25 protein-coding genes and 1 tRNA gene are annotated in these 25,486 nt (G+C 65.2%); 14 read left to right on the forward strand and 12 right to left on the reverse strand.

Annotated features, from left to right (window positions below; all coding sequences use genetic code 11):
• The first annotated feature begins 136 nt into the window (after nucleotides 1-136).
• Entirely contained in the window at nucleotides 137-1,336 is a 1,200-nt protein-coding gene (locus PU724_RS19545) for a caspase family protein (RefSeq protein WP_354420467.1), read from the forward strand.
• A gap of 97 nt (nucleotides 1,337-1,433) precedes the next feature.
• Here PU724_RS19545 and PU724_RS19550 read toward each other — a convergent pair whose 3' ends face one another.
• On the reverse strand, nucleotides 1,434-1,799 hold the full coding sequence (locus PU724_RS19550) for a VOC family protein (protein ID WP_354420468.1): 366 nt from the start codon (nucleotides 1,797-1,799) through the stop codon (nucleotides 1,434-1,436).
• A gap of 98 nt (nucleotides 1,800-1,897) precedes the next feature.
• Between PU724_RS19550 and PU724_RS19555 the strand changes: the two genes are divergently transcribed.
• Nucleotides 1,898-2,266, forward strand: coding sequence for a hypothetical protein (locus tag PU724_RS19555; RefSeq protein ID WP_426213534.1), 369 nt, complete (start codon nucleotides 1,898-1,900; stop codon nucleotides 2,264-2,266).
• A gap of 54 nt (nucleotides 2,267-2,320) precedes the next feature.
• On the forward strand, nucleotides 2,321-3,208 hold the full coding sequence (locus PU724_RS19560; protein WP_354420470.1) for a sigma-70 family RNA polymerase sigma factor: 888 nt from the start codon (nucleotides 2,321-2,323) through the stop codon (nucleotides 3,206-3,208).
• A 165-nt stretch (nucleotides 3,209-3,373) separates the two neighbouring features.
• On the opposite strand, the gene PU724_RS19565 is transcribed toward PU724_RS19560, so the two are convergent.
• From PU724_RS19565 to PU724_RS19575, 3 genes are read right to left on the reverse strand one after another with little or no spacing between them, the layout of a single operon-like run.
• Nucleotides 3,374-4,270 (reverse strand): diacylglycerol kinase catalytic domain-containing protein, encoded by an 897-nt coding sequence (locus PU724_RS19565; RefSeq protein ID WP_127391970.1) that lies wholly within the window; start codon nucleotides 4,268-4,270, stop codon nucleotides 3,374-3,376.
• A gap of 12 nt (nucleotides 4,271-4,282) precedes the next feature.
• Nucleotides 4,283-5,266, reverse strand: a complete 984-nt coding sequence (locus PU724_RS19570) for an SPFH domain-containing protein (RefSeq protein WP_354420471.1) — start codon at nucleotides 5,264-5,266, stop codon at nucleotides 4,283-4,285.
• 21 nt (nucleotides 5,267-5,287) lie between these two features.
• Complete coding sequence (locus PU724_RS19575; RefSeq protein ID WP_354420472.1) at nucleotides 5,288-6,010, reverse strand: NUDIX hydrolase; 723 nt, start codon at nucleotides 6,008-6,010, stop codon at nucleotides 5,288-5,290.
• Between the two features lie 232 nt (nucleotides 6,011-6,242).
• Between PU724_RS19575 and PU724_RS19580 the strand changes: the two genes are divergently transcribed.
• On the forward strand, nucleotides 6,243-6,602 hold the full coding sequence (locus PU724_RS19580; protein WP_354420473.1) for a VOC family protein: 360 nt from the start codon (nucleotides 6,243-6,245) through the stop codon (nucleotides 6,600-6,602).
• A gap of 134 nt (nucleotides 6,603-6,736) precedes the next feature.
• Here the strand turns inward: PU724_RS19580 and PU724_RS19585 are convergent.
• Together PU724_RS19585 and PU724_RS19590 are read right to left on the reverse strand one after the other, a co-directional pair.
• Nucleotides 6,737-6,813 (reverse strand) — tRNA-Arg (locus PU724_RS19585).
• 137 nt (nucleotides 6,814-6,950) lie between these two features.
• Nucleotides 6,951-8,438: an ATP-binding protein gene (locus PU724_RS19590; protein ID WP_354420474.1), complete on the reverse strand. Its 1,488-nt coding sequence runs from the start codon at nucleotides 8,436-8,438 to the stop codon at nucleotides 6,951-6,953.
• 276 nt (nucleotides 8,439-8,714) lie between these two features.
• Here PU724_RS19590 and rpmH point away from each other — a divergent pair, with 276 nt between their 5' ends.
• The 5 genes from rpmH (at nucleotide 8,715) to yihA (ending at nucleotide 12,610) form a co-directional block, all read left to right on the forward strand.
• Nucleotides 8,715-8,849, forward strand: a complete 135-nt coding sequence (rpmH, locus tag PU724_RS19595) for a 50S ribosomal protein L34 (RefSeq protein WP_008833937.1) — start codon at nucleotides 8,715-8,717, stop codon at nucleotides 8,847-8,849.
• Between the two features lie 16 nt (nucleotides 8,850-8,865).
• Nucleotides 8,866-9,219, forward strand: a complete 354-nt coding sequence (rnpA, locus tag PU724_RS19600) for a ribonuclease P protein component (RefSeq protein ID WP_354420475.1) — start codon at nucleotides 8,866-8,868, stop codon at nucleotides 9,217-9,219.
• A 13-nt stretch (nucleotides 9,220-9,232) separates the two neighbouring features.
• On the forward strand, nucleotides 9,233-11,047 hold the full coding sequence (gene yidC, locus PU724_RS19605) for a membrane protein insertase YidC (protein ID WP_320321173.1): 1,815 nt from the start codon (nucleotides 9,233-9,235) through the stop codon (nucleotides 11,045-11,047).
• Nucleotides 11,048-11,321: 274 nt separating this feature from the next.
• Nucleotides 11,322-11,960: a CatB-related O-acetyltransferase gene (locus tag PU724_RS19610; RefSeq protein WP_135860232.1), complete on the forward strand. Its 639-nt coding sequence runs from the start codon at nucleotides 11,322-11,324 to the stop codon at nucleotides 11,958-11,960.
• Nucleotides 11,960-12,610: a ribosome biogenesis GTP-binding protein YihA/YsxC gene (yihA, locus tag PU724_RS19615; RefSeq protein ID WP_354420476.1), complete on the forward strand. Its 651-nt coding sequence runs from the start codon at nucleotides 11,960-11,962 to the stop codon at nucleotides 12,608-12,610. Before PU724_RS19610 ends, yihA begins: the two co-directional genes overlap by 1 nt.
• A 65-nt stretch (nucleotides 12,611-12,675) precedes the next feature.
• On the opposite strand, the gene PU724_RS19620 is transcribed toward yihA, so the two are convergent.
• Nucleotides 12,676-15,120, reverse strand: a complete 2,445-nt coding sequence (locus PU724_RS19620; RefSeq protein ID WP_354420477.1) for a DNA translocase FtsK — start codon at nucleotides 15,118-15,120, stop codon at nucleotides 12,676-12,678.
• 210 nt (nucleotides 15,121-15,330) lie between these two features.
• Nucleotides 15,331-16,044: a TetR/AcrR family transcriptional regulator gene (locus PU724_RS19625; RefSeq protein WP_354420478.1), complete on the reverse strand. Its 714-nt coding sequence runs from the start codon at nucleotides 16,042-16,044 to the stop codon at nucleotides 15,331-15,333.
• 146 nt (nucleotides 16,045-16,190) lie between these two features.
• Between PU724_RS19625 and PU724_RS19630 the strand changes: the two genes are divergently transcribed.
• The 4 genes from PU724_RS19630 (at nucleotide 16,191) to PU724_RS19645 (ending at nucleotide 21,061) form a co-directional block, all read left to right on the forward strand.
• The gene (locus tag PU724_RS19630) at nucleotides 16,191-17,375 is read left to right on the forward strand and encodes an HlyD family secretion protein (protein WP_354420479.1); all 1,185 of its coding nucleotides are present in this window, start codon (nucleotides 16,191-16,193) and stop codon (nucleotides 17,373-17,375) included.
• A gap of 133 nt (nucleotides 17,376-17,508) precedes the next feature.
• Nucleotides 17,509-19,116: a DHA2 family efflux MFS transporter permease subunit gene (locus tag PU724_RS19635; RefSeq protein ID WP_320321169.1), complete on the forward strand. Its 1,608-nt coding sequence runs from the start codon at nucleotides 17,509-17,511 to the stop codon at nucleotides 19,114-19,116.
• A gap of 176 nt (nucleotides 19,117-19,292) precedes the next feature.
• On the forward strand, nucleotides 19,293-20,573 hold the full coding sequence (locus tag PU724_RS19640) for an SDR family oxidoreductase (RefSeq protein ID WP_354420480.1): 1,281 nt from the start codon (nucleotides 19,293-19,295) through the stop codon (nucleotides 20,571-20,573).
• A complete protein-coding gene (locus PU724_RS19645; RefSeq protein WP_354420481.1) occupies nucleotides 20,573-21,061 on the forward strand; it encodes a DUF2269 family protein in 489 nt (162 codons plus the stop codon). Before PU724_RS19640 ends, PU724_RS19645 begins: the two co-directional genes overlap by 1 nt.
• An 8-nt stretch (nucleotides 21,062-21,069) precedes the next feature.
• On the opposite strand, the gene msrB is transcribed toward PU724_RS19645, so the two are convergent.
• The 4 genes from msrB to PU724_RS19665 all read right to left on the reverse strand — a co-directional run bounded on the left by msrB (nucleotide 21,070) and on the right by PU724_RS19665 (nucleotide 23,802).
• Nucleotides 21,070-21,573: a peptide-methionine (R)-S-oxide reductase MsrB gene (gene msrB, locus PU724_RS19650; protein WP_127312013.1), complete on the reverse strand. Its 504-nt coding sequence runs from the start codon at nucleotides 21,571-21,573 to the stop codon at nucleotides 21,070-21,072.
• A gap of 204 nt (nucleotides 21,574-21,777) precedes the next feature.
• Nucleotides 21,778-22,335, reverse strand: a complete 558-nt coding sequence (locus tag PU724_RS19655) for a fasciclin domain-containing protein (RefSeq protein ID WP_354420482.1) — start codon at nucleotides 22,333-22,335, stop codon at nucleotides 21,778-21,780.
• 226 nt (nucleotides 22,336-22,561) lie between these two features.
• Nucleotides 22,562-23,266 carry an anti-sigma factor gene (locus PU724_RS19660; protein WP_354420483.1) on the reverse strand — a complete coding sequence of 235 codons (705 nt, stop codon included), beginning with the start codon at nucleotides 23,264-23,266 and terminating at the stop codon, nucleotides 22,562-22,564.
• Nucleotides 23,263-23,802 carry a sigma-70 family RNA polymerase sigma factor gene (locus PU724_RS19665; RefSeq protein WP_354420484.1) on the reverse strand — a complete coding sequence of 180 codons (540 nt, stop codon included), beginning with the start codon at nucleotides 23,800-23,802 and terminating at the stop codon, nucleotides 23,263-23,265. Before PU724_RS19665 ends, PU724_RS19660 begins: the two co-directional genes overlap by 4 nt.
• Before the next feature lie 154 nt (nucleotides 23,803-23,956).
• On the opposite strand from PU724_RS19665, the gene PU724_RS19670 reads away from it, so the two are divergent.
• A complete protein-coding gene (locus PU724_RS19670) occupies nucleotides 23,957-25,453 on the forward strand; it encodes an amidase (protein ID WP_354420485.1) in 1,497 nt (498 codons plus the stop codon).
• Nucleotides 25,454-25,486 lie beyond the last annotated feature (33 nt).

Below are 25,486 nucleotides of genomic sequence, written 5' to 3' on the forward strand. Positions count from 1 at the left end.
CGACGGCGTTCCCGCAGGCTCGTGCCGTCGGGGGCGCCTCGTTTGCCGCATCATTTCGCAAGCAAGACCATCTCTTGTGTGGGTACCCCTGCGCATTAACAGATGCTAACATTCTTCGTTCCTCGGGAACGTCGCAATGTCCAAGATTTGCTTATTGTGCGCGTGCCTTCTTTTTCTGGCTGGCTTGTCGACACCTGCGTCCTCTGAGGCCGAAATCAGTCAGCGCAGTCACAGATATGCACTTGTCATCGGCAACTCCGCCTACCGCTATGCGCCATCGCTCCCCAACGGGGTGAATGACGCGAATGCGATCGCTCGAATTTTGGAAGAGACGGGGTTTAAGGTCACGCTTGGCCTGGATGCCGACGCCTCAACGTTCAGGGAACTCATCGGAAAATTCAGGCGAAACTTGCAGCCGGGTGATGTCTCGCTTTTTTACTACGCCGGACACGGGCTCCAAGCGAACGGAGAAAACTACCTATTGCCTGTTGATGCCGCCCTTCACCGTCCGGCCGACTTGGCTCTGGAGGCTGAGCGCTTGCAAGACATTATCGCAGCCATGACGGCCGAGGAAAATACCGCCATCGTCCTTCTCGATGCCTGTCGGGACAATCCTTTCGTCAAGCAACTAAGTGGACAGAGTCAGAGTCGCGGCTTTGCGATAGAAAAGGGGCTGGGAGCCCTGGATGCCGGCAGGGGGGTCTTCATCGGCTTTGCAACACAGCCCGGCAATGTCGCTCTCGATGGAGCCGTCAATCATAGCCCGTTTGCAGACTCTCTTGTGAAGCGCATAAAGACTCCCTCGATCGACATTGAAATTCTCATGCGTCGCGTCCGCTTGGACGTCATGAACGCGACGTCTGGAAGGCAGGTTCCCTGGAGCAATTCGTCCTTGGTGGAGCCGGGGTTCTCATTCAACCCAGATCCCACATTCAATAATCAGTCTCCGTCAGAGCTTCCTCAGCCAGACATCAATACGGCGAAAGACCTCGAGTTTTGGAAATCGATCAAGGATACATCCGATGTCTCCATGTATCGTGCCTATCTGGCGGCATTTCCGAATGGTGCGTTCATCGAAATCGCGAAGAGCCGAATTGCCAAGTTCCAAGCACCTTCGCCGCCACGCAAGAAAATCCTAACAAGGAAAGTCAGTCGCAAGCCGCAAGCCTCGCTGCCGATCAACGAGCCTTCCGCCAATCGTTCGGCGGAAACGACCGCACCTGCCAAGCAGGAATCCGTTGGACGATGCAGGGATGGCAACAAAGAGAGATGTCGCGAGAGATGCCGTGAAGGCGTAAGGCGTGCCTGTCGCAAGCTGCAACAGCTTGGGGGTTAGACGACCGGATTATCGCCTTGCGTAGCAAATTCGGGTGCGGCGGGCGTGTTCGCTTGATCCCACAATCCGACATTGCACGTGAGGGCATGCGTCCAGATTACCGGCTGGCCAGCACCATGCGGTTGCCCTCGCTGTCGCGGAACTCGGCGACGGTGCGGCCAGGCTGCCATGGAGCTTCCTGAGGCTCGGTGATGATTTCGACGCCGCGCGCCTTCAACGCGGCGATTGTCGTTTCGACATCGCCATCGACCAGCACCAGCACGGGGTCGACCCCCGGCGCCTCGTCGGCGCGTCTGACAAAATGCAGGTTGGTGACGGCGTCGGGAAACGCCAGCTCGATCCAGCGCCAGCCGCCCTCGCCCATCGGCTGGTCGGCTATCACCTGGCAGGCAAGGTGATCGGTATAGAACGCCTTGGCGCGGTCCTGGTCGAACACCGGAAGTTCGGCAAACTGGATATGCATGATGTCTCTCCTCATCGCGGAGGCCGCCGCGCGGCCTCGACGGATGAAAGACGACGCAGACGCGCAGAAAGATTCGGGCCACCTTGAGAATCTTTTCGATGCTGCGGAACGTCTTTTGTGGGCAAACCCAGAAAAGGAGGATGACAATGGGCTACAATCTCATCCGCTACGGCGTGAAGGATGAAAGCATCGCCGAAAACCGCACCCTCGTTGCAAAGGTGTTCGAGGCGCTCGACGAAACGAAGCCGCTATCCGTGCGCTACCTCGTTCTGGAGCTGGAGAATGGCGAGTTCGTGCATCTTGTCGGGTATGACAAGGACAGCGCCGCCCTGACCGGGCTCGACGCCTTCAAGGCTTTCAGCGCCGACCACGCCGAGCGGCGGTCTGGCCCTCTCGCCAGATCGGCGGCAAAAATCGTCGGCAACTATCGTATGCTGGACAATGCCGTTGAGGCCATGCCGGCCTGACCTCAGTGCCGGCGGCCTTGGCGCGGTGCTGCAGCCTGCTCGGGAATGAACGCAATGATGTCATCGAAATTCGACCGGGCGGCGCTGGACGCGATGCTGGCCGGCCTGCGTCCGAAGTTGCACCGCTACGCAGCCCGCATGGCCGGCTCCGTCATCGACGGCGAGGACATCGTGCAGGAGACGGTGCTGAAGGCGCTGCAGGCGATCGACGGCAACGCCGCAGTCGACCGTCCGGAGCAATGGCTGTTTCGCATCGCCCACAATACGGCGCAGGACCATCTGCGCCGCCGCCAGCGGGAGCGTTCCCGCCTAAGCGAGGCCGATATGACCGGAGTGGAAGACCCCTCCGCCAGCGCAGAGGCGAGGCTTGCGGCTGCCACCAGCCTGCGCACTTTCATGCAGCTCACGCTGCCGCAGCGCAGCGCCGTTATCCTGGTCGACGTGCTCGGCCTCAGCCTTTCCGAAACCTGCGAAGCGACGGGCGCGACGCTGGCCGCCACCAAGGCGGCGCTGCATCGCGGGCGGGCCGAGTTGAGGGCGTTGGCAGCAGCGCCGGAAGAAGCGGTCATGCCGGCGCTCGATGCCGACGACGAGCGGCGACTGCGCCACTACGTCGACCTGTTCAACGCGCGCGACTTCGACGCCGTCAGGGCGCTGATCGCCGAGGATATCCAGCTCGAAGTCGTCAACCGCACGCGTCTCAGAGGCAAGAAGCAAGCCTCGACCTATTTCGGCAATTACGACCGCGTCAGCGATTGGGCATTGTCGCTCGGTTTTGTCGACGGCCGGCCGGCGATCCTGATCCGCGATCCGAAGGTTCCGGACGGCGCGGCGCGCGGTTTCATGCTGGTCGAGTGGCGCGGCGAAGAGGTCGCGGGTATCCGCGATTTCCGCTACGCGCCCTACTGCCTGGCGGATGCGGATATCCGTCCGATCGACTGAACGGAAGCAAGGCGCCATCACTGCCCGAACAGGTCGGTGGGCATGCCGGATCGGGCCACTCGGCCGTACCGGCAAGGCAACGCAGGCGGGGCGGCCCCCAGGCCGTCCCGTCGAACTTGCTGGCTTCGACGCGGCGGCATCCACCTCGCGCCAGCATGCTGTTGGTCACTGATCGACGACCAGCCGCAACGCCCGCGATGCCGGCTGCAGCTGGACCTGCCTGCCCCAGTCGAAGGCGATGAAATCCTGCTCGATGCCGTCGGCGAAGATCACGCCGCCCTCGTTCATCCGCGATGTGATGAGGAGCGGGCTTTCGGTGATCTTGCCGGCGCGCAAATTCGTGGCGGTGGCGACGCTCGGAAACGGCTCGCGCACCCAGAAGCCCACCGCGTGCTCTTCGCGCCCGAGCGACAGGTCGAGATGCGTCGCTTCCATGATCGAGCGCGCCCAGCCCGTCGCGCCGGTGCCGGAGGCGACGATGAGGCCGCTGGAGGAATGGTTTTCCGCCTCGCCCTCCGCCTCGATCCGGTAACGGGCCGACTGGTGGCTGCGGTGGCCGACGAAGATCTCGTTGAGCGCGAGGAGCGTTTCGCCGCCATCGAGCTCGGCCTGAACCATGGTTCGCGATTCGATGCCGACATTGCCGGCTATGCTGGCGGCGAGCAGCTTGCCCAGCCGGCCGACGCCGATGCGGACCAGCACACCGTCATAGAGATCCGGCGCCGGATTGACGCCGAGCACCGGCTGGCCGTCGAGGTACTTGGCGACATTGGCGACCAGCCCATCCTGTCCCACCGGCACGACAACGTCGTCGGCCGCGAACAGGAAGCGGTCGAGGTCGGCGCGCTTGACCAGGGTCTGGCGCCAATCCGCCGGCACCGAGGCCCGTGCCGCGCCCAGCACGGCATGGAACTTGTCGTGCCGGACCTCGACATCCTCGAGCCGCTGGCCGCGCGTCTGCAGGAAGAAGCGTGCCTGGTCGCGCGTCGCGTGGCGCGCGACCAGCAGCTCGTAGTCGGTCTCGCGCGTCACGAAGACCGCGCGGGGTCGGTTCGCCGCCATGCTTCGCCCCCCTCAGCGGGCCTCGATCACCTCCGGGCTCTTGCGGAATTCGCCGAGCACGGTGGCGAGCAGGTCCGGCGTCACGTTGACGTGCTCGATCTTCTCCAGCTTGCCGGCGAGCTGCTGGGCGGCGAGGCCGAGCAGGATCGCGGGCGGCAGGTCGCGGTAGATGGCGATGCGCTGCCGTTCGGCCTCGGCCCTGGCGCCCTCGACGGTGCGGATGCGCTCCGCCTCGGCGGCCGCCTCGACCTGCTGCGCCTCCGCCGCGCCGGTGGCGCGGTTGCGGGCGTTTTCGGCCTCCTCGGCAATCAACAGCTTCTCGCGCCGCGCCAGTTCGGTCCTGGTCGCCATTTCATTTTCGGCGATGGCGCGCTCCTTTTCGACGGCGAGCGCCCGACGCTCGAAGGTCGCTTCGTCGGCCTTCTGCTGCAGCGCCTCGAAGGTCGGTGTCTGCAAGGCCCGCTCGAGCTCGCTCGTCGGGGTGAGGTTGGTGAGCCGCACGGTGACCGCGGCGACGCCGATGTCGATCAGCGCCGGGTCGGCGGCGACTACCGCCTGCAGCCGCTCGCGCAACGGGGCGGGGCCGGCGTCAAGAAGCGCGCGCACCGGCGCCTGTCCGAGATATTGTTGCACCGCCTGGTTGGCGATGCCGGCGATGCGCGCCTGTATCTTCTCGATCGGCTCGCCCTGCGGCTTGCCGGTCCTCAGATTGATGCTGAAATCGACGCGCTCCGCCAGCCGCTCGGGATCGACGACATGCCAGCCGACCGTGCCCTGCACGGCCACGGTCTGGAAATCCTGGCTGCGGCCCTTGACGAACAGCGTCATCTCGCGGTCGTCCATCGGCACTTCGGCAATGCTGGCGGTTTCCGGCGCGAACCAGAACACCAGGCCGCGGCCGCTCTGCTTCACGCGACCATCGCGATAGCGGATGACGTGGCTGCTTGCCTCGCTGCGGAGCTGGGCGATGAAGCCGAAGTTGCGGATGGTGGCCATGGTAGTCTCTCCCTCAATCGGTTACGGACGCTGGAAACGGTAAAGTTCTGCCGGTCGGTAGGCGGTGCCCGCCTCATAGGCGCCGGTCGCCGCCAGCCAGCCCTTATCGAGCAGCCGCCGGCGAAAGGCCGGCTTGTTGAGCGATGTGCCGAGAATCGCCTCGTGCACATCCTGGAGCTGCCGCAGCGTGAACAGTTCCGGCAGCAGCGCGAAGGCGACGTCGGAATAATCGAGCTTGCCGCGCAGCCTGAGCATCGCCATCGCCAGGATGTCGGCGTGGTCGAAGGCGAGCGTGAGCTTTTCGTTGTCCGGCGACAGCACGTTGACCGGACCGCCGGCCTCGCCGGCCCAGGGCACATGGATCGCGGCGGGCAGCAAAGCCGGCATCGCCCGCGCGGCCGCGTCGAAGGCCGTCTCGGTCAGCAGAACGAGATAGGCAACGCTGACGATGCGCATGCGCGGGTCACGATCGACCGCGCCGAAGGTGTAGAGCTGCTCGAGGCGAGCACCCTCAATAGCGGCCTTCTCGCGCAGCACCCGCGCGGCAGCGGCATCGAGGGACTCGTCGATGCCGACAAAGCCGCCCGGCAACGCCCAGCGGCCTGCGTGCGGATGCTGGTCGCGCCTGAGCAGCAGGACCGTGGGGCGCCCGTCGCACAGCCCCAGCAGGACGAGGTCGACCGCCACCGAGGGACGCTGGAATGCGCTGGGGTCGTAATCCTTGAGGAAATCGGTCTCGCTCATTGACGTGTCTCGTATCTATTACGCAAGTTACATATATCTATCTTGAATATATGTCAACTGACACGCAGGAGTTCGAGAGACGGTCAAGAAGGTGAGCGTGGATCGTCCGTATAACTGTCCTGCGCGCTGATCGCCGTCAACTCGATGTCAGGCTGTTCCGGGCGCTGTTGGAACGCCACGCTGATCCGCGCGTTTGCAGGTGACGCTGTGCGGTCAAGACGGAGCTCGCGCAATGGCCTCCATCCGCTACATCGTGACGGACGTCGATAGGTCGGTCGAATTCTATCGCGACAGACTCGAGTTCTCTGTGAACATGCACAATCCCGGCAAGTTCGCAGCGCTCGTTCGTGATGATCTGACGCTCTACTTGAGCGCCCCCGGAGCGGGTAGTGGAGGAACAGCCGGCGGCACTCCGGAGCCCGGCGGCTGGAACCGGTTCATGATCATCACGAAGGACCTGGATGGGCTCATCAGCCGGTTGAACACCCAAGGGGCCGAATTCAGGGGCGAAATCAGCGAAGCGGGGGCCGGTCGAACCAGGCTTCTGAAAGACCCATCGGGCAACCTGATCGAATTGTTTGAGTTCAAGTAATTGAAGCTCCTGACGCCTGCCGCGAACTGGGGCAACCCAGGGGCCATCAAGCTGTTTGAGGAGGTGTCGGATTGCGGGTAGGTGACGACCTGCTCGTTGCCCTAGCGGAGGAGTTCAACTCATCGATGGTGAAATGGCGCGCCCGAAGAGATTCGAACTCCTGACCCCCAGATTCGTAGTCTGGTGCTCTATCCAGCTGAGCTACGGGCGCGCAACAGGCCATGCTTTGCATAGCCCCGCGATCCGATCGTGACGACCGGCCGCGACGAGACGTGTTCCCTAACGACTGAATTTCCGAAAAGCAAGCCGATCCGGCAAAAGTTTTGTCGCAGGTGCTTTTTGTCCGGACTAGGCCGGTCGGCGCAAACTTCCGCGGGCCTGGTCGAGGCGGACCGGCTGGTCGGGGATGGTGACGGCGAAGGTGGTGCGCCCGCCGATCGATTCGACCAGCTCGACCGTGCCGCCATGGGCGCGGATCAGCTCGTAGGCGATGGCCAGCCCCAGCCCGGTGCCGCCGCTGCGCGCCGAGCCGCGGAAAGCGGCGAACAGGTTCTCGCGCGCTTTCGGCGGCAGGCCGGGCCCGGTGTCGGTGACGACGATGCGGCTGACGCTGCCCAGGCGCTCGGCCGAGACCGCCAGCCGGCGCACGACCGCGCTTTCGGTGTCGGCCGCCATCGCCTGCACCGAGTTGCGGCAGAGATTGGTGAGCACGCGGAACAGCTGGTCGGAATCGGCATCGACCTCGAAGGCATGCTCGACGCCGTTGACGAAATCGATGCCCTCATCGATGTCGAGCAGGCCGTGCACGTCCTCGACCAGCTGGTGCAGCCGGACGCGGCGGCGCGACGGCGGCGGCTCCTGCGTGCGGCCATAGGCGAGCACGCCTTCCGAATAGGACACGGCCCGGTCGAGCGCGCGCAGCAGCTTCGGCGCGAAGGACTGCACGGTCGGGTCCTTGACCAGCCGCAGGCGGTCAGACATCAGCTGCGCGGAGGCCAGGATGTTGCGCATGTCGTGGTTGATCTTCGACACGGCGAGCCCGAGATCGGCGAGGTGCTTCTGCTCGGAAAGCATCTTCTGCAGCCGTTCCTGCATCTGCGACAGCTCGCGTTCGGCGACGCCGATCTCGTCGGCGCGGGCGGCGGGACGGATGATGCGGCCGGGGTCGTCGGGCGCCTCGGAGAAGGACAGCATCGAGCGCGTCATGGTGCGGATCGGGCCGATCATGATCAGGTCGATCGCGGCATAGACCAGCATGGCGGTGAACAGCGAGATCAGCAGCGAGACGAAGGCGACATTGCGCGAATAGACCAGCATGGCACTGCGCAAGGCGTAGTCGGGCATGATCAGCTCGAATTCCTTGTCGCTCTCGCCGACCGGGCCGAAGACGCGCAGCATGCGCTTGCCGCCGAAGAACAGCGTGTCGAGCGCCCCGGTCATGCCGTCGATCATGCCGACCTTGGAAATGTCGATGTGCTCGTCGACCTGCGGCGGCATCTCGGACACCACCAAAAGCCGCGAGACGCCGCCGTCGCGCACGGCGATCGCCTTGGCGCCGATCGCCATCAAAACGTCGTTCTGGGCCGTGCGCGAGAGCGAGTTGGGCTCGCCCTGCACCAGCACGATCGACACCGCGGCCGCCGTGCCCAACCGCTCCTTCAGCCAGCTCACCCGGTAGCTGGCGATCCAGGGCAGGAAAATCAGGATTTCGGCCAAGAGCACGAAGACGATGGTGAGCAGAAGAAGCTTGGTCGACAGGCCGCGCGACAGGGGCACCGTGCGGGCGGCGGTGCTCGCCGCGCCGGCCCTGTCGTCCGTGGCTTGGGCTTCAGTCATGCTTCAGGGTCTTCACAAACACTTGATAGCGAAGATTAGGCGATTGCGGCTTTTTTGCCAATTTCATCCGTGCCGGATAAAAAACATCCACCGCGCGATCGCGACAAAGGGCGCAGCGGCGCCGGATTGACTTCCAAAACCCTTCTTTCTATAAGCCCGCTCACGCTCGGGCCATTCGTCCCGGCGCGGTTTCGATCGCGCCTAAACTGGCCCGGCAAAGCTCCTGTTACAGAGTGACAGAATCAAGAAGGGCCGCACCCCGCGGTATTAAAACAAATGAAGCGTACCTACCAACCGTCCAAACTCGTCCGCAAGCGCCGGCATGGTTTCCGTGCTCGCATGGCCACCAAGGGTGGTCGCGGCGTCGTCGCAGCCCGCCGCAATCGCGGCCGCAAGCGGCTCAGCGCCTGAACGGAAGACGAGATCGTTGCCCGCAACCGGCAAGCCAGTGGGAGCACATCCCAAGCGGCTTCTGAAGCGCGCGGATTTCCTGGCTGTCCGCGGCGGCGAGAAGCGCCGCGGGCGGCTTTTCCTCGTCGAGGTTCTCGACCGTGGCGACGGATTGTCGCCGCGCGTCGGCTACACCGTCACCAAGAAGGTCGGCAATGCGGTCGTGCGCAACCGCGTCCGGCGCCGGCTGAGAGAAGCCGTGCGCACGCACGCGGCCGATGACATGGCGCCCGGCAATGACTATGTCATCGTCGGGCGTGAAGACGTGCTCGCCATTCCGTTCGGCCAGTTGAAGGCCGAGCTTTCCCGCCGACTGTGCGGAACACGATAGGCCAAGGGCTTCGATGGAAAACAACCGCAATTTCTTCATCACCATCGCGCTGTCGGTGCTGATCCTGACGCTGTGGCAGGTGTTCTACATGAACCCGCGCGTCGAGCAGCAGCGCGAGGCGGCCCGCATCGAGGAACAGCGGCAGGCCGAGCAGAAGAAGGCGGCCGAAGCGGCCAATCCGGGTACTGCCGTCACGCCGGCCCCCGCGCCCGGCGCCATTCCGAGCGCTCCCGGCGGCGAGGCCGTGACGGCGGCCGGCCGCGCGCAGGCGCTGGCCGCGACCAGCCGCGTCAAGATCGACACGCCGAGCCTCGAAGGCTCGATCAACCTCACCGGCGCGCGCCTCGACGACCTCAAGCTCAAGCATTACACCGAGACCGTCGACAAGAACTCGCCCGAGATCGAACTGCTCAATCCGTCGGCACTGCCCAACGGCTATTTCGCCGAGATCGGCTTTGTCGGCAACGACAAGACCGGCGCGGTGCCGGGCGCCGATACGGTGTGGACGGTCGACGGCAACGCCACGCTGACGCCGTCGACGCCGGTGACGCTGACCTATACGAACGACAAGGGCCTGACCTTCAAGCGCACCGTCTCGGTCGACAACGACTATATGTTCACGGTCTCCGACACCGTGCAGAACTCGGGTACGGCGCCCGTCTCGCTGTTCAATTACGGCCGCGTCACCCGCTTCGACAAGCCCGCCGTCGCCAGCACCTATGTGCTGCATGAGGGTCTGATCGGCTATACCGGCACGGAAGGCCTGCAGGAGCACAAATACGCCTCGATCGAGAAAGACAAGCAGGCCCAGCCCGGCAAGTCGACCGACGGCTGGCTCGGCATCACCGACAAATACTGGGCGGTGACGCTGGTGCCGACCGAGAAGCAGCCGTTCCAGCCGCGCTACGCCTATTTCGAGGACGGCCGCCACCGCTACCAGTCCGACTTCCTGACCGACGCGATCAATGTCGATGCCGGCCAGTCGGCAACGGTCGAGACCGAGGTCTTCGCCGGCGCCAAGGAAGTCGCCAAGATCAACGCCTACGCCGAGGACCGCCACATCAAGCGGTTCGACCTCTTGATCGACTGGGGCTGGTTCCACTTCATCACCAAGCCGATGTTCTGGCTGATCGACACGCTCTACAAATTCTTCGGCAATTTCGGCCTGGCCATCCTCGCCACCACCGTCATCGTCAAGGCCATCTTCTTCCCGCTCGCCAACAAGTCCTACGCGTCGATGGCGAACATGAAGAAGGTGCAGCCGAAGATGCTCGAGATCCGCGAGAAATACGCGGACGACAAGATGAAGCAGCAGCAGGCGATGATGGAGCTCTACAAGACCGAGAAGATCAATCCGCTGGCCGGCTGCTGGCCGGTGGCGCTGCAGATCCCGGTGTTCTTCTCGCTCTACAAGGTGCTCTACATCACTATCGAGATGCGGCACGCGCCGTTCTTCGGCTGGATCCAGGACCTTGCCGCGCCCGATCCGACCTCGATCTTCAACCTGTTCGGCCTGATCCCGATGACGCTGCCGCACATGCTGATGATCGGCGTCTGGCCGCTGCTGATGGGCGTCACCATGTTCCTGCAGATGCGCATGAACCCGACGCCGCCGGATCCGACGCAGGCCGCGATCTTCACCTGGATGCCGATCATCTTCACCTTCATGATGGCGGGCTTCCCCGCCGGCCTGGTCATCTACTGGGCCTGGAACAATCTGCTGTCGATCCTGCAGCAGGGCGTGATCATGAAGCGGCAGGGGGCCAAGATCGAATTGTGGGACAATCTGGCGGCGCTGTTCCGCAAGAAACCCTCGCCGGCGGAATAGCCGGCAGCCCGATCAATTGTCTTCGAAAAACCCGGCTCGTCCGGGTTTTTTGTTGGCGCCCGGAAACTCGGGCTCGGCATAGTCCGTAGCTTTCTCAGTCCTCCCCAAGAGGCCGCGACGGCTTCCGGCGCAGCGACGCCGGTGTTTGGGAGGTCGTCCGGCAGGCCGGGGTCACCGCGCTGCTTCGCGGGACCCCGGCTTCAACAGCGCGGGTAGACCCGGTCGCCGCCCGTCCCTAAGCTCCGTATGCTGCAAGTGTGGACGGAGCCAGCCGATGACCGGACCCAATCCCAACATCAAGCACCCGATCCCGATGCATCCGCGCGTCGGCTTCCTGAAAGGACTGGTCAGCGCGCCCAACATCGAGGTCGGCGACTTCACCTACTATGATGATCCGGACGGGCCGGACAAATTCGCCGAGCGCTGCGTGCTGCACCATTATCCGTTCATCGGCGACAAGCTGATCATCGGCAAGTTCTGCGCCATCGCCGAAGGCGCGCGCTTCATCATGAACGGCGCCAACCACGCAATGTCGGGCTTCTCGACCTATCCGTTCAACATCTTCGGCCATGGCTGGGAGGAAGGCTTCGACCCGAAGACATGGGCGAAGGAGATCCGCGGCGACACGGTGGTCGGCAACGATGTGTGGATCGGCATGGATGCGGTGATCATGCCCGGGGTGACAATCGGCCACGGCGCCATCGTCGCGGCGAAATCGGTTGTCACGCACGACGTGCCGGCCTATGCGATCGTTGCCGGCAACGCGGCCAAGGTGGTGAAGATGCGCTTCGACGACAAGACGATCCGGCGGTTGCTGATGGCATGCTGGTGGAACTGGCCGGTGGACAAGATCGGCCGCAACCTCGACGCCATCAGGGGCGCCGACATTGCCCGCCTGGAGGCAGCCGTCTGATGGACAAGACCGTGATCGGCACCGACCTGTTCACCCGCGGCTGGGTCTTCATCCGCGGCGTGCCGGCGATGAAGTTCCTGCCGCCGGAAGGGCCGCCGGAGATCGCCTTCGCCGGCCGCTCGAATGTCGGCAAGTCGTCGCTGATCAACGCGCTGGTCGGCCAGAAGGGGCTGGCGCGGACCTCGAACACGCCGGGGCGCACGCAGGAACTCAACTATTTCGTGCCGGACGGCTTTTCCGGCGAAGGCGCCGACCTGCCGCCGATGGCGCTGGTCGACATGCCGGGCTACGGCTATGCCAGCGCGCCGAAGGAAAAGGTCGACGACTGGACGAAGCTGATCTTCGACTATCTCAAGGGCCGCGTCACGCTGAAGCGCGTCTATGTGCTGATCGACGCCCGCCACGGCATCAAGGCCAAGGACGACGAGGTGCTGTCGCTGCTCGACAAGGCGGCAGTCTCCTACCAGATCGTGCTGACCAAGACCGACAAGATCAAGGCGGCCGGCGTGCCGCGGCTGATCGAGGAGACGCTGGCGAAGATCAAGAAGCGGCCGGCCGCCTTCCCGTTCGTCCTGGCGACGTCGTCGGAAAAGAGCGACGGGCTGGAGGAACTGCGCGCCGCGATCGTGCTGGCCGCCAACGGCGGCTGACGCACCCGCCGCGAAAGCGCGTCCGGTTAAGCAAGACCGGCGCCCGGCCGCATCCCCGATCCAGATCAATCCGTCTCATCGCGCTCCGGCGCGTGGTCCCGCCGGCCGGCCAGGATTTCACGCTTGCCGACGTGGTTGGGCGTGCCGACCAGGCCCTCCTTCTCCATGCGTTCGACCAGCGATGCGGCGCGATTGTAGCCGATGCCGAGGCGGCGCTGGATGTAGGAGGTCGAGCATTTCTTGTCGCGCTTGACCACTTTGATGGCTTCCTCATAGAGGGCGTCGCCATCCTCCTCGGCTATCGCGCCCTTGTCGAAGACGGCACCCGCGTCGGCCGCCTCTTCTTCCGCCTCCTCGTCGGCGGTGACCGTTTCGAGATATTCCGGACGTCCCTGCGCCTTCAGATGCGCCACGACATGCTCGACCTCCAGGTCGGAGACGAAGGGGCCATGGACGCGGACAATGCGACCGCCGCCGGCCATGTGCAGCATGTCGCCCTGGCCCAGCAACTGCTCGGCGCCCTGCTCGCCCAGGATGGTGCGGCTGTCGATCTTCGACGTCACCTGGAAGGAGATGCGAGTGGGGAAATTGGCCTTGATGGTGCCGGTGATGACGTCGACCGAGGGGCGCTGCGTGGCCATGATCAAGTGGATGCCGGCGGCGCGCGCCATCTGCGCCAGCCGCTGGATCGCGCCCTCGATCTCCTTGCCGGCCACCATCATCAGGTCGGCCATCTCGTCGACGATGATGACGATGTGGGGCATCGGCGCCAGGTCGATTTCCCGTTCCTCGAACAGCGGCTCGCCGGTGCCCTTCTCGAAGCCGACCTGCGCCTGCATGACAACGACCTCGCCGTTGTCGCGGGCGGTGGCGGCGCGCTGGTTGTAGCCGTCGATGTTGCGCACGCCGAGGCGCGCCATCTTGCGGTAGCGGTCCTCCATCTCGCGCACTGCCCATTTCAGCGCCGTGACGGCCTTCTTGGAATCGGTGACGACGGGCGTGAGCAGATGCGGGATGCCGTCATAGACGGACAGTTCCAGCATTTTTGGGTCGACCATGATGAGGCGGCATTCCTCCGGCTTCATCCGGTAGAGCAGCGACAGGATCATGGTGTTGATGGCGACCGATTTGCCGGAGCCGGTGGTGCCAGCGACCAGCAGATGGGGCATCTTGGCCAGGTCGGCGATGACCGGCTCGCCGCCGATCGTCTTGCCGAGGCCCAGCGCCAGCTTGCACGACGTGTTGCGGAAGCCGGCCGATGCGATCAGCTCGCGGAAATAGACCGTCTCGCGCGTCTCGTTGGGCAGTTCGATGCCGATGACGTTGCGGCCGGGCACGACGGCGACGCGCGCCGAGATGGCCGACATGGAGCGGGCGATGTCGTCGGCCAGGCCGATGACGCGGCTGGATTTCACGCCAGGCGCCGGCTCAAACTCGTAGAGCGTGACGACCGGACCAGGCCGGACATGGATGATCTCGCCCTTGACGCCGAAATCCTCCAGCACGCTTTCGAGCAGGTCGGCGTTCTGTTCCATCCGCTCCTGCGACATGTAGAAGCCCTGGCCCTCCGGCGGCATTTGCAGCAGGTCCTCGGACGGAAGCTCGTAGCCGGACGGGGCGGCCGACGGCACCACCTTGCCGGCGGCGGGCAGAGACGGCGCGCGCTTCGCGGTCCTGGCACTCTTTGGAACGGAAATTGGCGCGGCGGGCTCCGCTGCGGGCGCGCGAGGTTCAATCTCCACCGAAGCAGGCCGTGCGGCAGGCGTGCCGGCCTGTGCAGGGCTTGCGGCCGGACCGTTCGAACGCCATTCGATGATGCGGTAGGACGAAATTGCCTCGCCCGGGGAGGCGGATCCGGACCGGATCGGTCGCGCCGGAGGATGCACCGGCGCGGAGGCGGGGGATGGCGACGATTCGTTCAGGCGAGCCCGCGCCAGGCGCTCGGCGAGCAAGGGCATGCTGAATTCGAAAAACGCATCATCGGAAAGATAGGACCAGCGGAATTTCGGCGGCTGCGCCTTTTGCGCCGGCGTGGCGACCGCCCGCGGCGGAGCGGCGATGGCCTGCGGCGGCTTGACGATGGCCTGCGGCGGCTTGGTCGAAGCAGTAGAGGGCGCAGCAAGGATTTCCCGGGCCGGCGCGACCGGCCGGGGGGCCGACGGCGCGGGGCGGACGGAATCGCCGCGGGAAGGCGTCGCCTTGGCCGGTGGTTCATCATCCGGCTGCGCCGTGGGCCGCTTGTCGGACTCCGGCGTGCGGGTGAAACGCACATTGGGCGCGAGGAAGAAATATTGCTGCCAGGTCGGGCGGCCGAACTCGCCGCCTTCAGTCGAATCCAACGAGGCGGCGGCGTCCGAATCGCCTTCATCGGCGGCTCGCAGCGTGACGACCTGCCCGGTTTGCCGCTGCGGCGGCGCGGCCGCGCCATGGTGCCGGGCATCTTCCGGATGACTGCCATCGTTGTCGCCGTAGGGGGAAGCGCCGGAAGGATTGGCACGGGTAAAACGCATGGATGTCACACTCGAGATTCGTCGAACAAACGTGTCCCGAGACATAGGAACCGATGGTTAACAAGCTCTTCCGGAGAGCTCCGATCGACAGCCGATTTAGGCTGGGGCACGGACGTGCCCAGCGGACATCGAGGCCGGTTACGGCGCTGTCTGCCTCGCGTCGTCAAGGCACGTCGCTATCCTTCGCACCGCTCCGCGCGCTTCAGTTTTTCATGCCAACTGCGCCCGCTCCTCGGCCGCGAGCCTCTCGGTGCCGTAGGCCTTCAGGAACATGCCGACGCCCGACCTGACGACATGGTCGATCTCCTCCTGGCTGGGGGCCTTGGTGCGGTAGGAGAAGATGCACTGCCGGAAAATACCGGCCAGGCAGAGTTCGGTGAACTGATAGGCGGCAAGATCGACATCGTCGATCTTGAGCAGGCCGCGCTCGATGGCGGCATTGAGGAAGGCCATGACCTTGTCATGGCCGCGTTTCGGGCCGCGCTCGTAAAACCGGGCGCCCATGTCGGGTATCCTGTCCGCCGCGCCGATCACCGTACGCTGCGCCTGGATGACCTTGGCCGAGGTGATCTTGAGCGACAGCACCTTGCCGAACTTAACCAGCGTCTCGCGCAGATCGCCGGCGCGATCGAGCATCTCGTACATGTTCTTGAAGATGGTGCCGCGCTCTTCCTCGATCAGCGCCTCGAACAACTCTTCTTTGTTGGCGAAGTAGACATAGATGGTGCCCTTGGAGACACCGGCCTCGCGGGTGATGTCGTTCATCGACGCGGCCTCGAAGCCCTTGTCGATGAAGACACGGCGCGCGCCCTCGATGATCTGGCTGCGCTTGACCGGATCCTGCCCGGCCGCCGGGCGGCCGCGACGCAGGCTGTCCAGCACGTCGCACTGGTCGTTGCCGGGGTCCGACACTGTTTCGCCCATAAAAGTCACACCTCGCAAAATAATTCGAACCAACCGGTTCGATTGCCTCTTGATATGGGCCTGTTTTAGCGCTAAGTCAATCTCCAGATCGAACCGAACGGTTCAGTATAACAGAATTTCCTCATATAAACCTGCTGAGAGATATCATGTCCTCGAACGCGCCCGCCACCGCCGAAGTTCGCACGTTTCCCAACGCCAAGGTCCAACCATCGACCGAAGCGCCGGAAGCGCTTCCGCAGCCCGCCACCGTGACCCCTGCCGAGGCGCCCGCCAAGAAGAAGCGTTCGGTGCGCTCCCTGCTTCTGCCCATCATCGGGCTTGGGCTGCTCGGCGCCGCCGGCTGGTACGGCTACGACTACTGGACCGACGGCCGCTTCATGATCTCAACCGACGACGCCTATGTCCAGGCCGACATGTCGTTCGTGTCGCCGAAGATTTCCGGCTATGTCGATAAGGTCCTGGTGAGCGAGAACCAGCAGGTGAAGGCCGGCGACCCGCTGCTGACCATCGATGACGGCGACTACAAGATAGCCGTTGCCCAGGCCGAGGCGCAGATCGCCACGTTGGCGAAGACGCTCGACCGCATCGACGCGCAGACCAAGGCTGCCCAAGCGTCGCTGCAGCAGGCGCAGGCGTCGAAGGTGGCCGACCAGGCCGCGGCCGACAATGCGGCGCGCGCCCAGGACCGCGCGGCGCAGTTGCTCAAGACCCATGTCGGCACGCAGGCGCAGCTCGACGACGCGCAGACCGCGCTCGACCAGGCCAAGGCGGCGCTTGTCGGCGCCGACGCGCAGATCGCCGCCGCGCAGGCCAACATCGGTGTGCTCGAAGCGCAGCGCGCGGAGTCCGCAAGCACGCTGGCCTCGCTGCAGCTCGGCCGCGACAAGGCGGCGCGCGATCTGTCCTTCACCGTCCTCAAGGCGCCCTATGACGGCGTCGTCGGCAACCGCTCGGTCGAGCAGGGCGACCTCGTCAGCCCCGGCCAGAAGCTCGCCGTCGTCGTGCCGATGGACAAGCTCTACATCGTCGGCAACTTCAAGGAGACGCAGCTTGGCCGGCTGGTGGCCGGCGAGAAGGTCCGCATCACGGTCGATGCGATCGACGGCCAGAGCTTCGAAGGCACGGTGTCGTCGCTGGCGCCGGCTTCGGGTGCGGTGTTCTCGCTGCTGCCGCCGGAAAACGCCACCGGCAACTTCACCAAGGTGGTGCAGCGCGTTCCGGTCCGCATCGACGTGCCGGCCGACGTGTTGACGACCGGCAAGCTGCGCGCCGGCCTCAGCGTCATCGTCGCCGCAGACAGCCGCACCGCGCCGGCCGCGACTGCCAACTAGGCACTTTTGGGGGGCGGCCCGGCGGCTTGTCGAGCGCCGGGCCGCCCAGCCAGCCCAGGTATTTGTTTCGACGCAATTCCGGACGGAAAGCCGCTGCGCGCCTTTCCTGGAATTGCCGCAGGGAGGCCATGACATGGCAACCGCAACCGTCACCGCAGGATCGATACCGGCACGGCCGGCGGCACCCGCCCTGCCGGCCGACCATATGCCGGTTCGCCGCGTCATCGCCTTCCTGGCGATGGTGTTCGGCATGTTCATGGCGATCCTGGACATCCAGATCGTCTCGGCCTCGCTGGCCGAGATCCAGGCGGGCTTGAGCGCCAGCTCGGACGAGATCCCGTGGGTGCAGACCGCCTATCTGATCGCCGAGGTGGTGATGATCCCGCTGTCCGGCTTCCTCAGCCGAATGCTGTCGACGCGGGTCCTGTTCACAATCGCTGCCGCCGGCTTCACTGCGGCCAGCGCGCTGGCCGCGACCGCCACCAACATCGACCAGATGATCGTCTACCGCGCCATCCAGGGCTTCATCGGCGGCGGCATGATCCCCAGCGTCTTCGCTGCCGCCTTCACCATCTTCCCGCCGTCGCGCCGCGCCGTCGTCTCGCCGATGATCGGCCTGGTGGCGACGCTGGCGCCGACCATCGGCCCGACGGTGGGCGGCTATATCAGCCACGCCATGTCCTGGCACTGGCTGTTCCTGATCAATGTCGTGCCCGGCATTTTGGTGGCGACGGCGGCCTGGACGCTGATCGATTTCGACAAGCCCAACCTCAAGCTGTTCTCGAAGTTCGACTGGTGGGGCCTCGCCGGCATGGCCGCCTTCCTCGGCTGCATGGAATATGTGCTGGAGGAAGGCCCGAACAACGACTGGCTGCAGGACCAGGCGGTGTTCCTCTGCGCCGCCGTCATGACCATCGGCGCAGTGCTGTTCTTCTGGCGCGCCTTCACCGCCGAGGAGCCGATCGTCGACCTGCGCGCCTTCACCAACGTCAACTTCGCCTTCGGCTCGCTGTTCTCCTTCGTCGTCGGCATCGGCCTCTATGGGCTGACCTATCTCTATCCGGTGTTCCTCGGCCGTATCCGCGGCTACGATTCGATGATGATCGGCGAAGCGCTGTTCGTCAGCGGCCTGGCGATGTTCTTCACAGCGCCCGTTGCCGGCATCCTGTCGAACAAGATCGATCTCAGGCTGATGATGATGATCGGCTTCTTCGGCTTCGCCACCGGCACCTGGTGGATGACGCATCTCACCGCCGACTGGGACTTTTACGAGCTGCTCATCCCGCAGATCCTGCGCGGCTGCTCGATGATGCTGTGCATGGTGCCGATCAACAACATCGCGCTCGGCACGCTTCCGCCGGAGCGGCTGAAGAATGCGTCTGGCCTGTTCAACCTGACCCGCAACCTCGGCGGCGCCGTCGGCCTTGCCGTCATCAACACGGTGCTGATCGACCGCAACGCCTTCCACTATGCCAGGCTCGCCGAGCATGTGCAGTGGGGCAGCGCCGAAGCGCAGCAGAAGCTGCAGAACATGACCATGAACTTCGAGCAGACCGCCGGCCTCGACGCCACCAAGGCGGCGATCTCCAAGCTGTCCGGCATGGTCCAGCAGCAGGCATCGCTGCTGTCCTTCATGGACGTGTTCTACATGCTGACGGTGCTGTTCGCCACGCTCGGCCTGTTCGTCCTGTTCATCCGCAAGCCGGCCGACCAGGCCGGCGGCGGTGGTGGAGGCCATTGAGGCGCGCCGGAACCCCCGCCTGGCGCCCCTCGTGCATGACCCCGGAAATCGGCGACGATTCCGGGGTCATGCTTTAAGTCCACCCGTTTGGCGGCGAGGCGTCGGTGGCGATCGCGCCTTGGATGAGAGCCACCTGACCTGGTTTCGGCTGAAGTGGTTTCAGCTAGAGTTCCGGCATGAACATCCTGATTCTCGGTGCGACCGGCTTCATCGGGTCCGCCGTCACAAGAAGACTTGCGGAGGAAGGCCACCAGGTCACGGGGCTTGGACGCGAGCCGGCGCGCGCGGCGCTGAAGATGCCGCAGGTGCGCTGGCTGAAGGCCGACCTCGCCGGCATGACGCGGAGCGTGGACTGGCAGACCGCACTGGATGGCCAGCAGGCGGTCGTCAATTGCGCCGGCGCCCTGCAGGACGGGCTCGCCGATGACCTGACGGCCACCCAGGAAAAGGCGATGCTCGCTCTCTATGAGGCTGCGCGCGACCGGGAATTGCTGATCGTCCAGATCTCGGCGGACACAGGGGGAACCGGCCGCGACCTGCCCTTTCTCGACACCAAGAGGCGGGCCGACGGGGCGCTCGCGGCAAGCGGCGTGCGCCATGTCATCCTGCGGCCGGCGCTGGTGCTCGGCCGCAATGCGCATGGCGGCTCCGCCTTGTTGAGGGCGCTGGCGGCCTTCCCGCTGGCGATCCCTCTGGCTTACGCCGACAGCCCGGTCACGACGGTCGCGCTCGACGATGTCGCCGGCGCGGCCAGCGCCGCGATCGGCGGCGCGTTGCCCTCCGGCTCGGACCTCTCGCTCGGCGGCGATGAAGGCCTGACGCTGAAGGACCTAGTCCTTTTGCATCGCAACTGGCTCGGCCTGCCCCCGGCCCCTGTGATTGCCGTTCCGCCGATGGCCGCACGGCCGGTGACGTGGCTGGCCGATCTCGCCGGCTGGCTCGGCTGGCGCTCGCCGCTCCGCTCGACGGCACTGGCGGTGATGGCGGGCGGTGTCGAGGTGCGGCGGCAGCCAGGCACAGACCAGCGCCTTTCCTCGGCGGCCGAGACGCTCGCCGCCGCCCCTTCGGGCGTGCAGGATCTATGGTTCGCCCGCCTCTATCTGTTGAAGGCGCCGATCATCGTCACGCTGGCGCTGTTCTGGCTGGTATCCGGCCTCGCGCCGTTCCTGGCATTCGAGGCGGCGCGCAGCCATTTCGCAAACTTCCTGCCTGGCCGCGCTGCGGGCGCGATGGTGGCGGCGACATGTCTTGCCGATGTCGCGCTGGGGCTTGCGGTGCTCTTCCGGCCCTGGGCGCGGCGCGCTCTGATCGGCATGCTGGTGCTGACGCTCGCCTACCTGCTTGCCGCTACATTCGCGGAGCCGGCGCTCTGGCTCGATCCGCTCGGCCCGCTGGTCAAAGTGGTGCCGTCGATCCTGCTGGCGCTCACGGCCCTTGCCATTCTGGACGAACGCTGATGGCGCTGGAAGACGTGCTGCGACTTGTCCATGTGCTCGGCGCGACGGTGCTGTTCGGAACCGGCATCGGCATCGCCTTCTTCATGGCGATGGCCGTCAGGACCCGCGACCCCCGCATCGTCGCCCATGTCGCCGGCATCGTGGTGGTCGCCGATACCATCTTCACGGCGACTGCCGTGGTGCTGCAGCCGCTGACCGGGTACGGGCTGGCGCGCGTCGTCGGATGGCCGCTCAACGAAGGCTGGATCCTGCTGTCACTGGCGCTTTATGTGATCATCGGCCTGTTCTGGGTGCCGGTGGTCTGGATCCAGATCCGCTTGCGCGACATGGCCAGGCACGCAGCTGCGGAAGCGACCGCCCTGCCATCAGGCTTCGACCGCCTCTACCGCGTCTGGTTCGCGTTCGGCTTTCCGGCCTTCTTCGCCGTCGTCGCCATCTTCTGGCTGATGCTGACCAAGCCCAGCATCACGCTTCTCGGCCTGAACTAAAGTGCCATTCAGGCGGCGGCCGGCTTGAAGCTCAGCGCCACGCCGTTGATGCAATGGCGCAGGCCCGTCGGCGCCGGGCCGTCGTCGAAGACATGGCCGAGATGGCCGCCGCAGCGGCGGCAATGCACCTCGGTGCGGGTCATGCCGAGCGAGCGGTCCGCGGTCGTGCCGATGGCCTTGGGAATTTCCTGCCAGAAGCTCGGCCAACCGGTACCGGAATCGAATTTGGTCTCCGAGGGATAGACCGGCAGGTCGCAGCCGGCGCAGGCGAAGATGCCCTTGCGGTGCTCGTTGAGCAGCGGGCTGGTGCCCGGATATTCGGTGCCTTCCTTGCGCAGCACATTATACGCCGCGTCGGACAGGATGGCGCGCCATTCGGCGTCGGTCTTGGTCACTTCGAAGGTCTCGGCGGCGCGGGCGTCTGGCGCGCCACCAATGCGCAGCAAGGCAGCCGTGCCGGCCAGCACCGCGGCGGCCGCGGCGCCGCTCAGGAGAAGATCGCGACGGTTCATGGGACAATTCCTCCAATGCCGGTTTGCCAGATTTTCGCGCCAAGCGAAAATCAAAAGCGGTTGACGCCTCCCAACGAAAACTCCGCGCCGGCTCCACTTCACGTGGACGGCGCGGAGCAAGCTGTCAGTCGCACGGCCTACAGCAGAGGAGCCGCGCAACCGGGGAAGGCCTTTGCCATGTCTTCGCTGGCAGCGGCGTCTTTGTTACATCTTCGGCAGCAGCACCTTGTCGATGACGTGGATGACACCATTCGACTGCCGGACGTCGGCGATCGTGACATTGGCGACATTGCCGTTCTCGTCGGTCACGGTGACCTTGCCCTTGTCGGCCTTGAGCGTCAGTTCGCAGCCGCCGGCGGTCTTGACCGTGTGCGCGCCGCCATCGGCCTTGGCCATCTTGGCGACGTCAGCGGCCATCGCCTTGGCGGCGATGACGTGGCAGGTCAGGATCTTGGTGAGCTTGTCCTTGTTCTCGGGCTTGAGCAGCGTCTCGACCGTGCCGGCGGGCAGCGCGGCGAAGGCCTCGTTGGTCGGCGCGAAGACGGTGAACGGGCCGGCGCCCTGCAGCGTGTCGACCAGGCCGGCAGCCTTGACGGCAGCGACCAGCGTGGTGTGGTCCTTCGAATTGACGGCATTCTCGATGATGTTCTTCTTTGCATACATCGGCGCGCCGCCGACCATCGGATTGGCGGCATAGGCGGCGGCACCGAGGGCGGAAAGACCAATAGTACCGGCGAGCAAAAGGGTGGCGAATTTACGCATGATTTCTATCTCCTCTGGATATCGTTGCCCGTCTTTGGGAACACCAGGAGATACGGGGTAGACTTTTAGGAGTTTCGTCGGGCTCTCAAAAAAACTTTATCTGACCTTGCGCGCGACGAAATTACGTTGACGAGCGCGCAGTCGGAAAGAAACTTTTCTCGCTTCAACCTGACGCAGGATAGATTTCGATTATTCTTTCAGGCAGAGCGCTCGGCCCTCGAAGAGACTAGATGCCCTTCAGGTCGCCCGCGGCGACAACCGGCCCGGTCGGCTGGCCGGTCGGCGAGCCCCCGACAGGCTCCACGCTGACCGCGAGCACGGCGCCTTGCGCGAGCTTCTGCTCGACGGCCGGGGTGACCGCCATATGCGTGGTCTGGCCGGCGGGGATGACGCCCATCGAGACCGGCGCGTTCTTGCCCTCGATCATCCACAGCTCGAAATCCTTGCCGGCGGCGCGCTCGCCGGAGACAAGAGAGAGGCCGACATCGCGCCGCGCCGCGTCGTAGACGACGAGATATTTGACGTCGCTGCCGTCGGCGGCCAGCGAGGCGACCAGCCGCGCCTGCGGCTCGACCACCGGCGGATTGACGTAGGGCAAGGCAATGGCGATCGCCAGCGCAGCCACCGCCGCGGCGGCGAGGCCGCGCCAAAAGGCGAGGCTCGACCAGAGACCGGGGCGCGATTCTTGCGCGAACAGCCGGCGATCGATCGCCTCCTTGACCCTGATCGGAGGCTCGGTCTCCGGAAAGGCTGCGGCCATCGGCGAAAGGTGAACCTCCCAGCGGTCGACAAGACGCGCGAAAGCGGCGTCTGCCTCGATGCGGCGGGACGCGATCTGGCGTTCGTCCGCGGCCAGGACGCCAAGAACGTATTCGGCGGCGAACAGGTCGTCGCCTCCACGTTCCGGTCCGTTTTCCTCTGCCAGCGTCATCTTTCCAGGCATTCCCTGAGTTTCAACAGGCTGCGCCGCAGCCAGGTCCGCATCGTGTTCAGCAGCACGCCATGGCGCTCCGCCAGCTCGGCATAGCTTTCGCCGTTCAGATAGGCGGCCCGGACGGCCGCCGCCCGGTCTTTCTCCAACTCATCGAGGCAATGGTAGATGCGCACGGATTCACCGCCCGCCACGGCCATGGCCTCCGGTCCCGGCGCCGGATCGGCCACGTCGAGCGCGGCATCGATATAGGCGGCTGGCTCTCGCCGCGCCCGGATGCGATCGATCGCATGATTGCGCGCAATGGCCACCAGCCAGGAAATCGGGCTTAGATCGGAGACCGCGAAACGATCCGCCTTCGTCCAGATCTTGACGAAGACCTCCTGAAGCGCTTCTTCCGCATCTCCCCTGTCCTTCAATACACGAAGGCAGACGCCGAAAAGTTTCGCGCTGGTCTGCCGGTAGAGCAGATCAAACGCTGCCCGGTCCTTCATTGAAGTCCGGACGATCAGCTGGCTGATATCCTGCGGCGCCATGGCGGCAAATTAGAGGATTGCCATACATTTGCAACGGCGCAGGCAATACTGTCCCGCTCAAAGCTTGCGATGATCTTTGCCGACGATGGGTTAGCGCGCCGTTGCCAAGCAAATCGGCTGCCGCTAGCCTCCGGGCCGGCGGAGGACAGCGGCGATGTCGGTCGAGCGGGTGCTGTGGGAAGAGGATGCGACCGGCCTGGCCGGCCTTGTCCAGAAGGGTGAGCTCTCGCCGCAGGAGCTTGTCGACGCGGCAATCGCGCGCGCCGAGGCGACGCGCCCCGACATCAATGCCATCGCCGAGCCGCTTTATGATGCGGCGCGGGCACGCGCCAGGACGGTCGACCGCACGCTGCCGCTCGCCGGCGTGCCCTTCGCGCTGAAGGACCTCGGCATCGGCCTGAAGGGCGTGCCGATCCATGGCGGCAGCCGCATCCCGGCTTTCACGGCCGACTACAATTCGGTGATGGTCGAGCGCCATCTCGCCGCCGGCCTGATCCCGATCGCCACCAGCACCTCGCCCGAGCATGGGCTGAGGCTGATGACGGAATCGGCGGCTTTCGGCATCACCCGCAATCCGTGGAATACCGGCCACACCACCGGCGGCTCGTCGGGGGGCGCGGCGGCACTGGTGGCTGCCGGCGTGGTTCCGGCGGCGCATGCCTCCGATGGCGGCGGCTCGATCCGGGTGCCTTCGGCCTGCAGCGGGCTGGTGGGCCTGAAGACCTCGCGCGGCCGCGTGCCGCTGACGCCGCTCACCAGCGAAAGCTGGTTCGGCATGGTCGTCGATCACGCGGTCGCCCGCTCGGTCAGGGATTCGGCGCGGCTGCTCGACCTGACGCATGGGCCGGATCCGCTGTCGCCCTATGGCGCGCCGGCGCCGAAAGGCAGCTTCGCCGCGGCCGCGGCGCGCGATCCCGGCAAGCTCAGGCTCGCCGTCTACCGCAAGTCGCCGCTCGGCCTGCCGATTTCGGCCGAGACGCTGAAGGCGCTGGACACGGCGATCGCGCTGGCGCGCGAGGGCGGCCATACGGTCGAAGAGATCGACCTGCCCTATGTCGGGCGCGATTTCATGGCCGATTTCTGCAAGACGGTGACCTCGGCGGTGGCCGGCACGATACGCGCCGAGGCGCTGCGCGTCGGCCGCAGCGTTCTCGGCGACGTCGAGCGGGCCACGCGCGTGCTTGCCCGCTTCGGCGATATCATCCCGGCCGGCGAACTCTATGAGATCCTGCAGCGGCTCAATGCCACGTCGCGCCGGCTGATCGCCGAGACGGCGCCGTACGACGCCGTGCTGATGCCGATCATCGCGCACCCGCCGCTGGCCTGCGGCGCCATGGACCCGAAGGGCGCCGACGAGTTGATCGAGAACCTGCTGGACAAGCTGCATTTGACCAGGCTGCTCAGGATCAAATCGTTCCTCGGGCAGCTGATGGACAAAAGCCTCTGGTTCACCCACTGGCCGGCGATCCAGAATGTCACCGGCCAGCCGTCGATCGCGCTGCCGGTCCATGTCACCGAGGCCGGCCTGCCGCTCGGCATCCAGGCGGTGGGGCGCCCGGGCGACGAGGAGACGCTTCTGTCCTTCGCCGCGCAGATGGAGAAGATCTCGGGCTGGCAGAAGCGGCGGGCGCCGCTGAAGGTGCCCAGCTAATTTCATAAATTGTGACAGCAAAGCCGTTTGCGA

The organism is Mesorhizobium abyssinicae (assembly GCF_049887195.1).
GTDB lineage: Bacteria > Pseudomonadota > Alphaproteobacteria > Rhizobiales > Rhizobiaceae > Mesorhizobium > Mesorhizobium abyssinicae.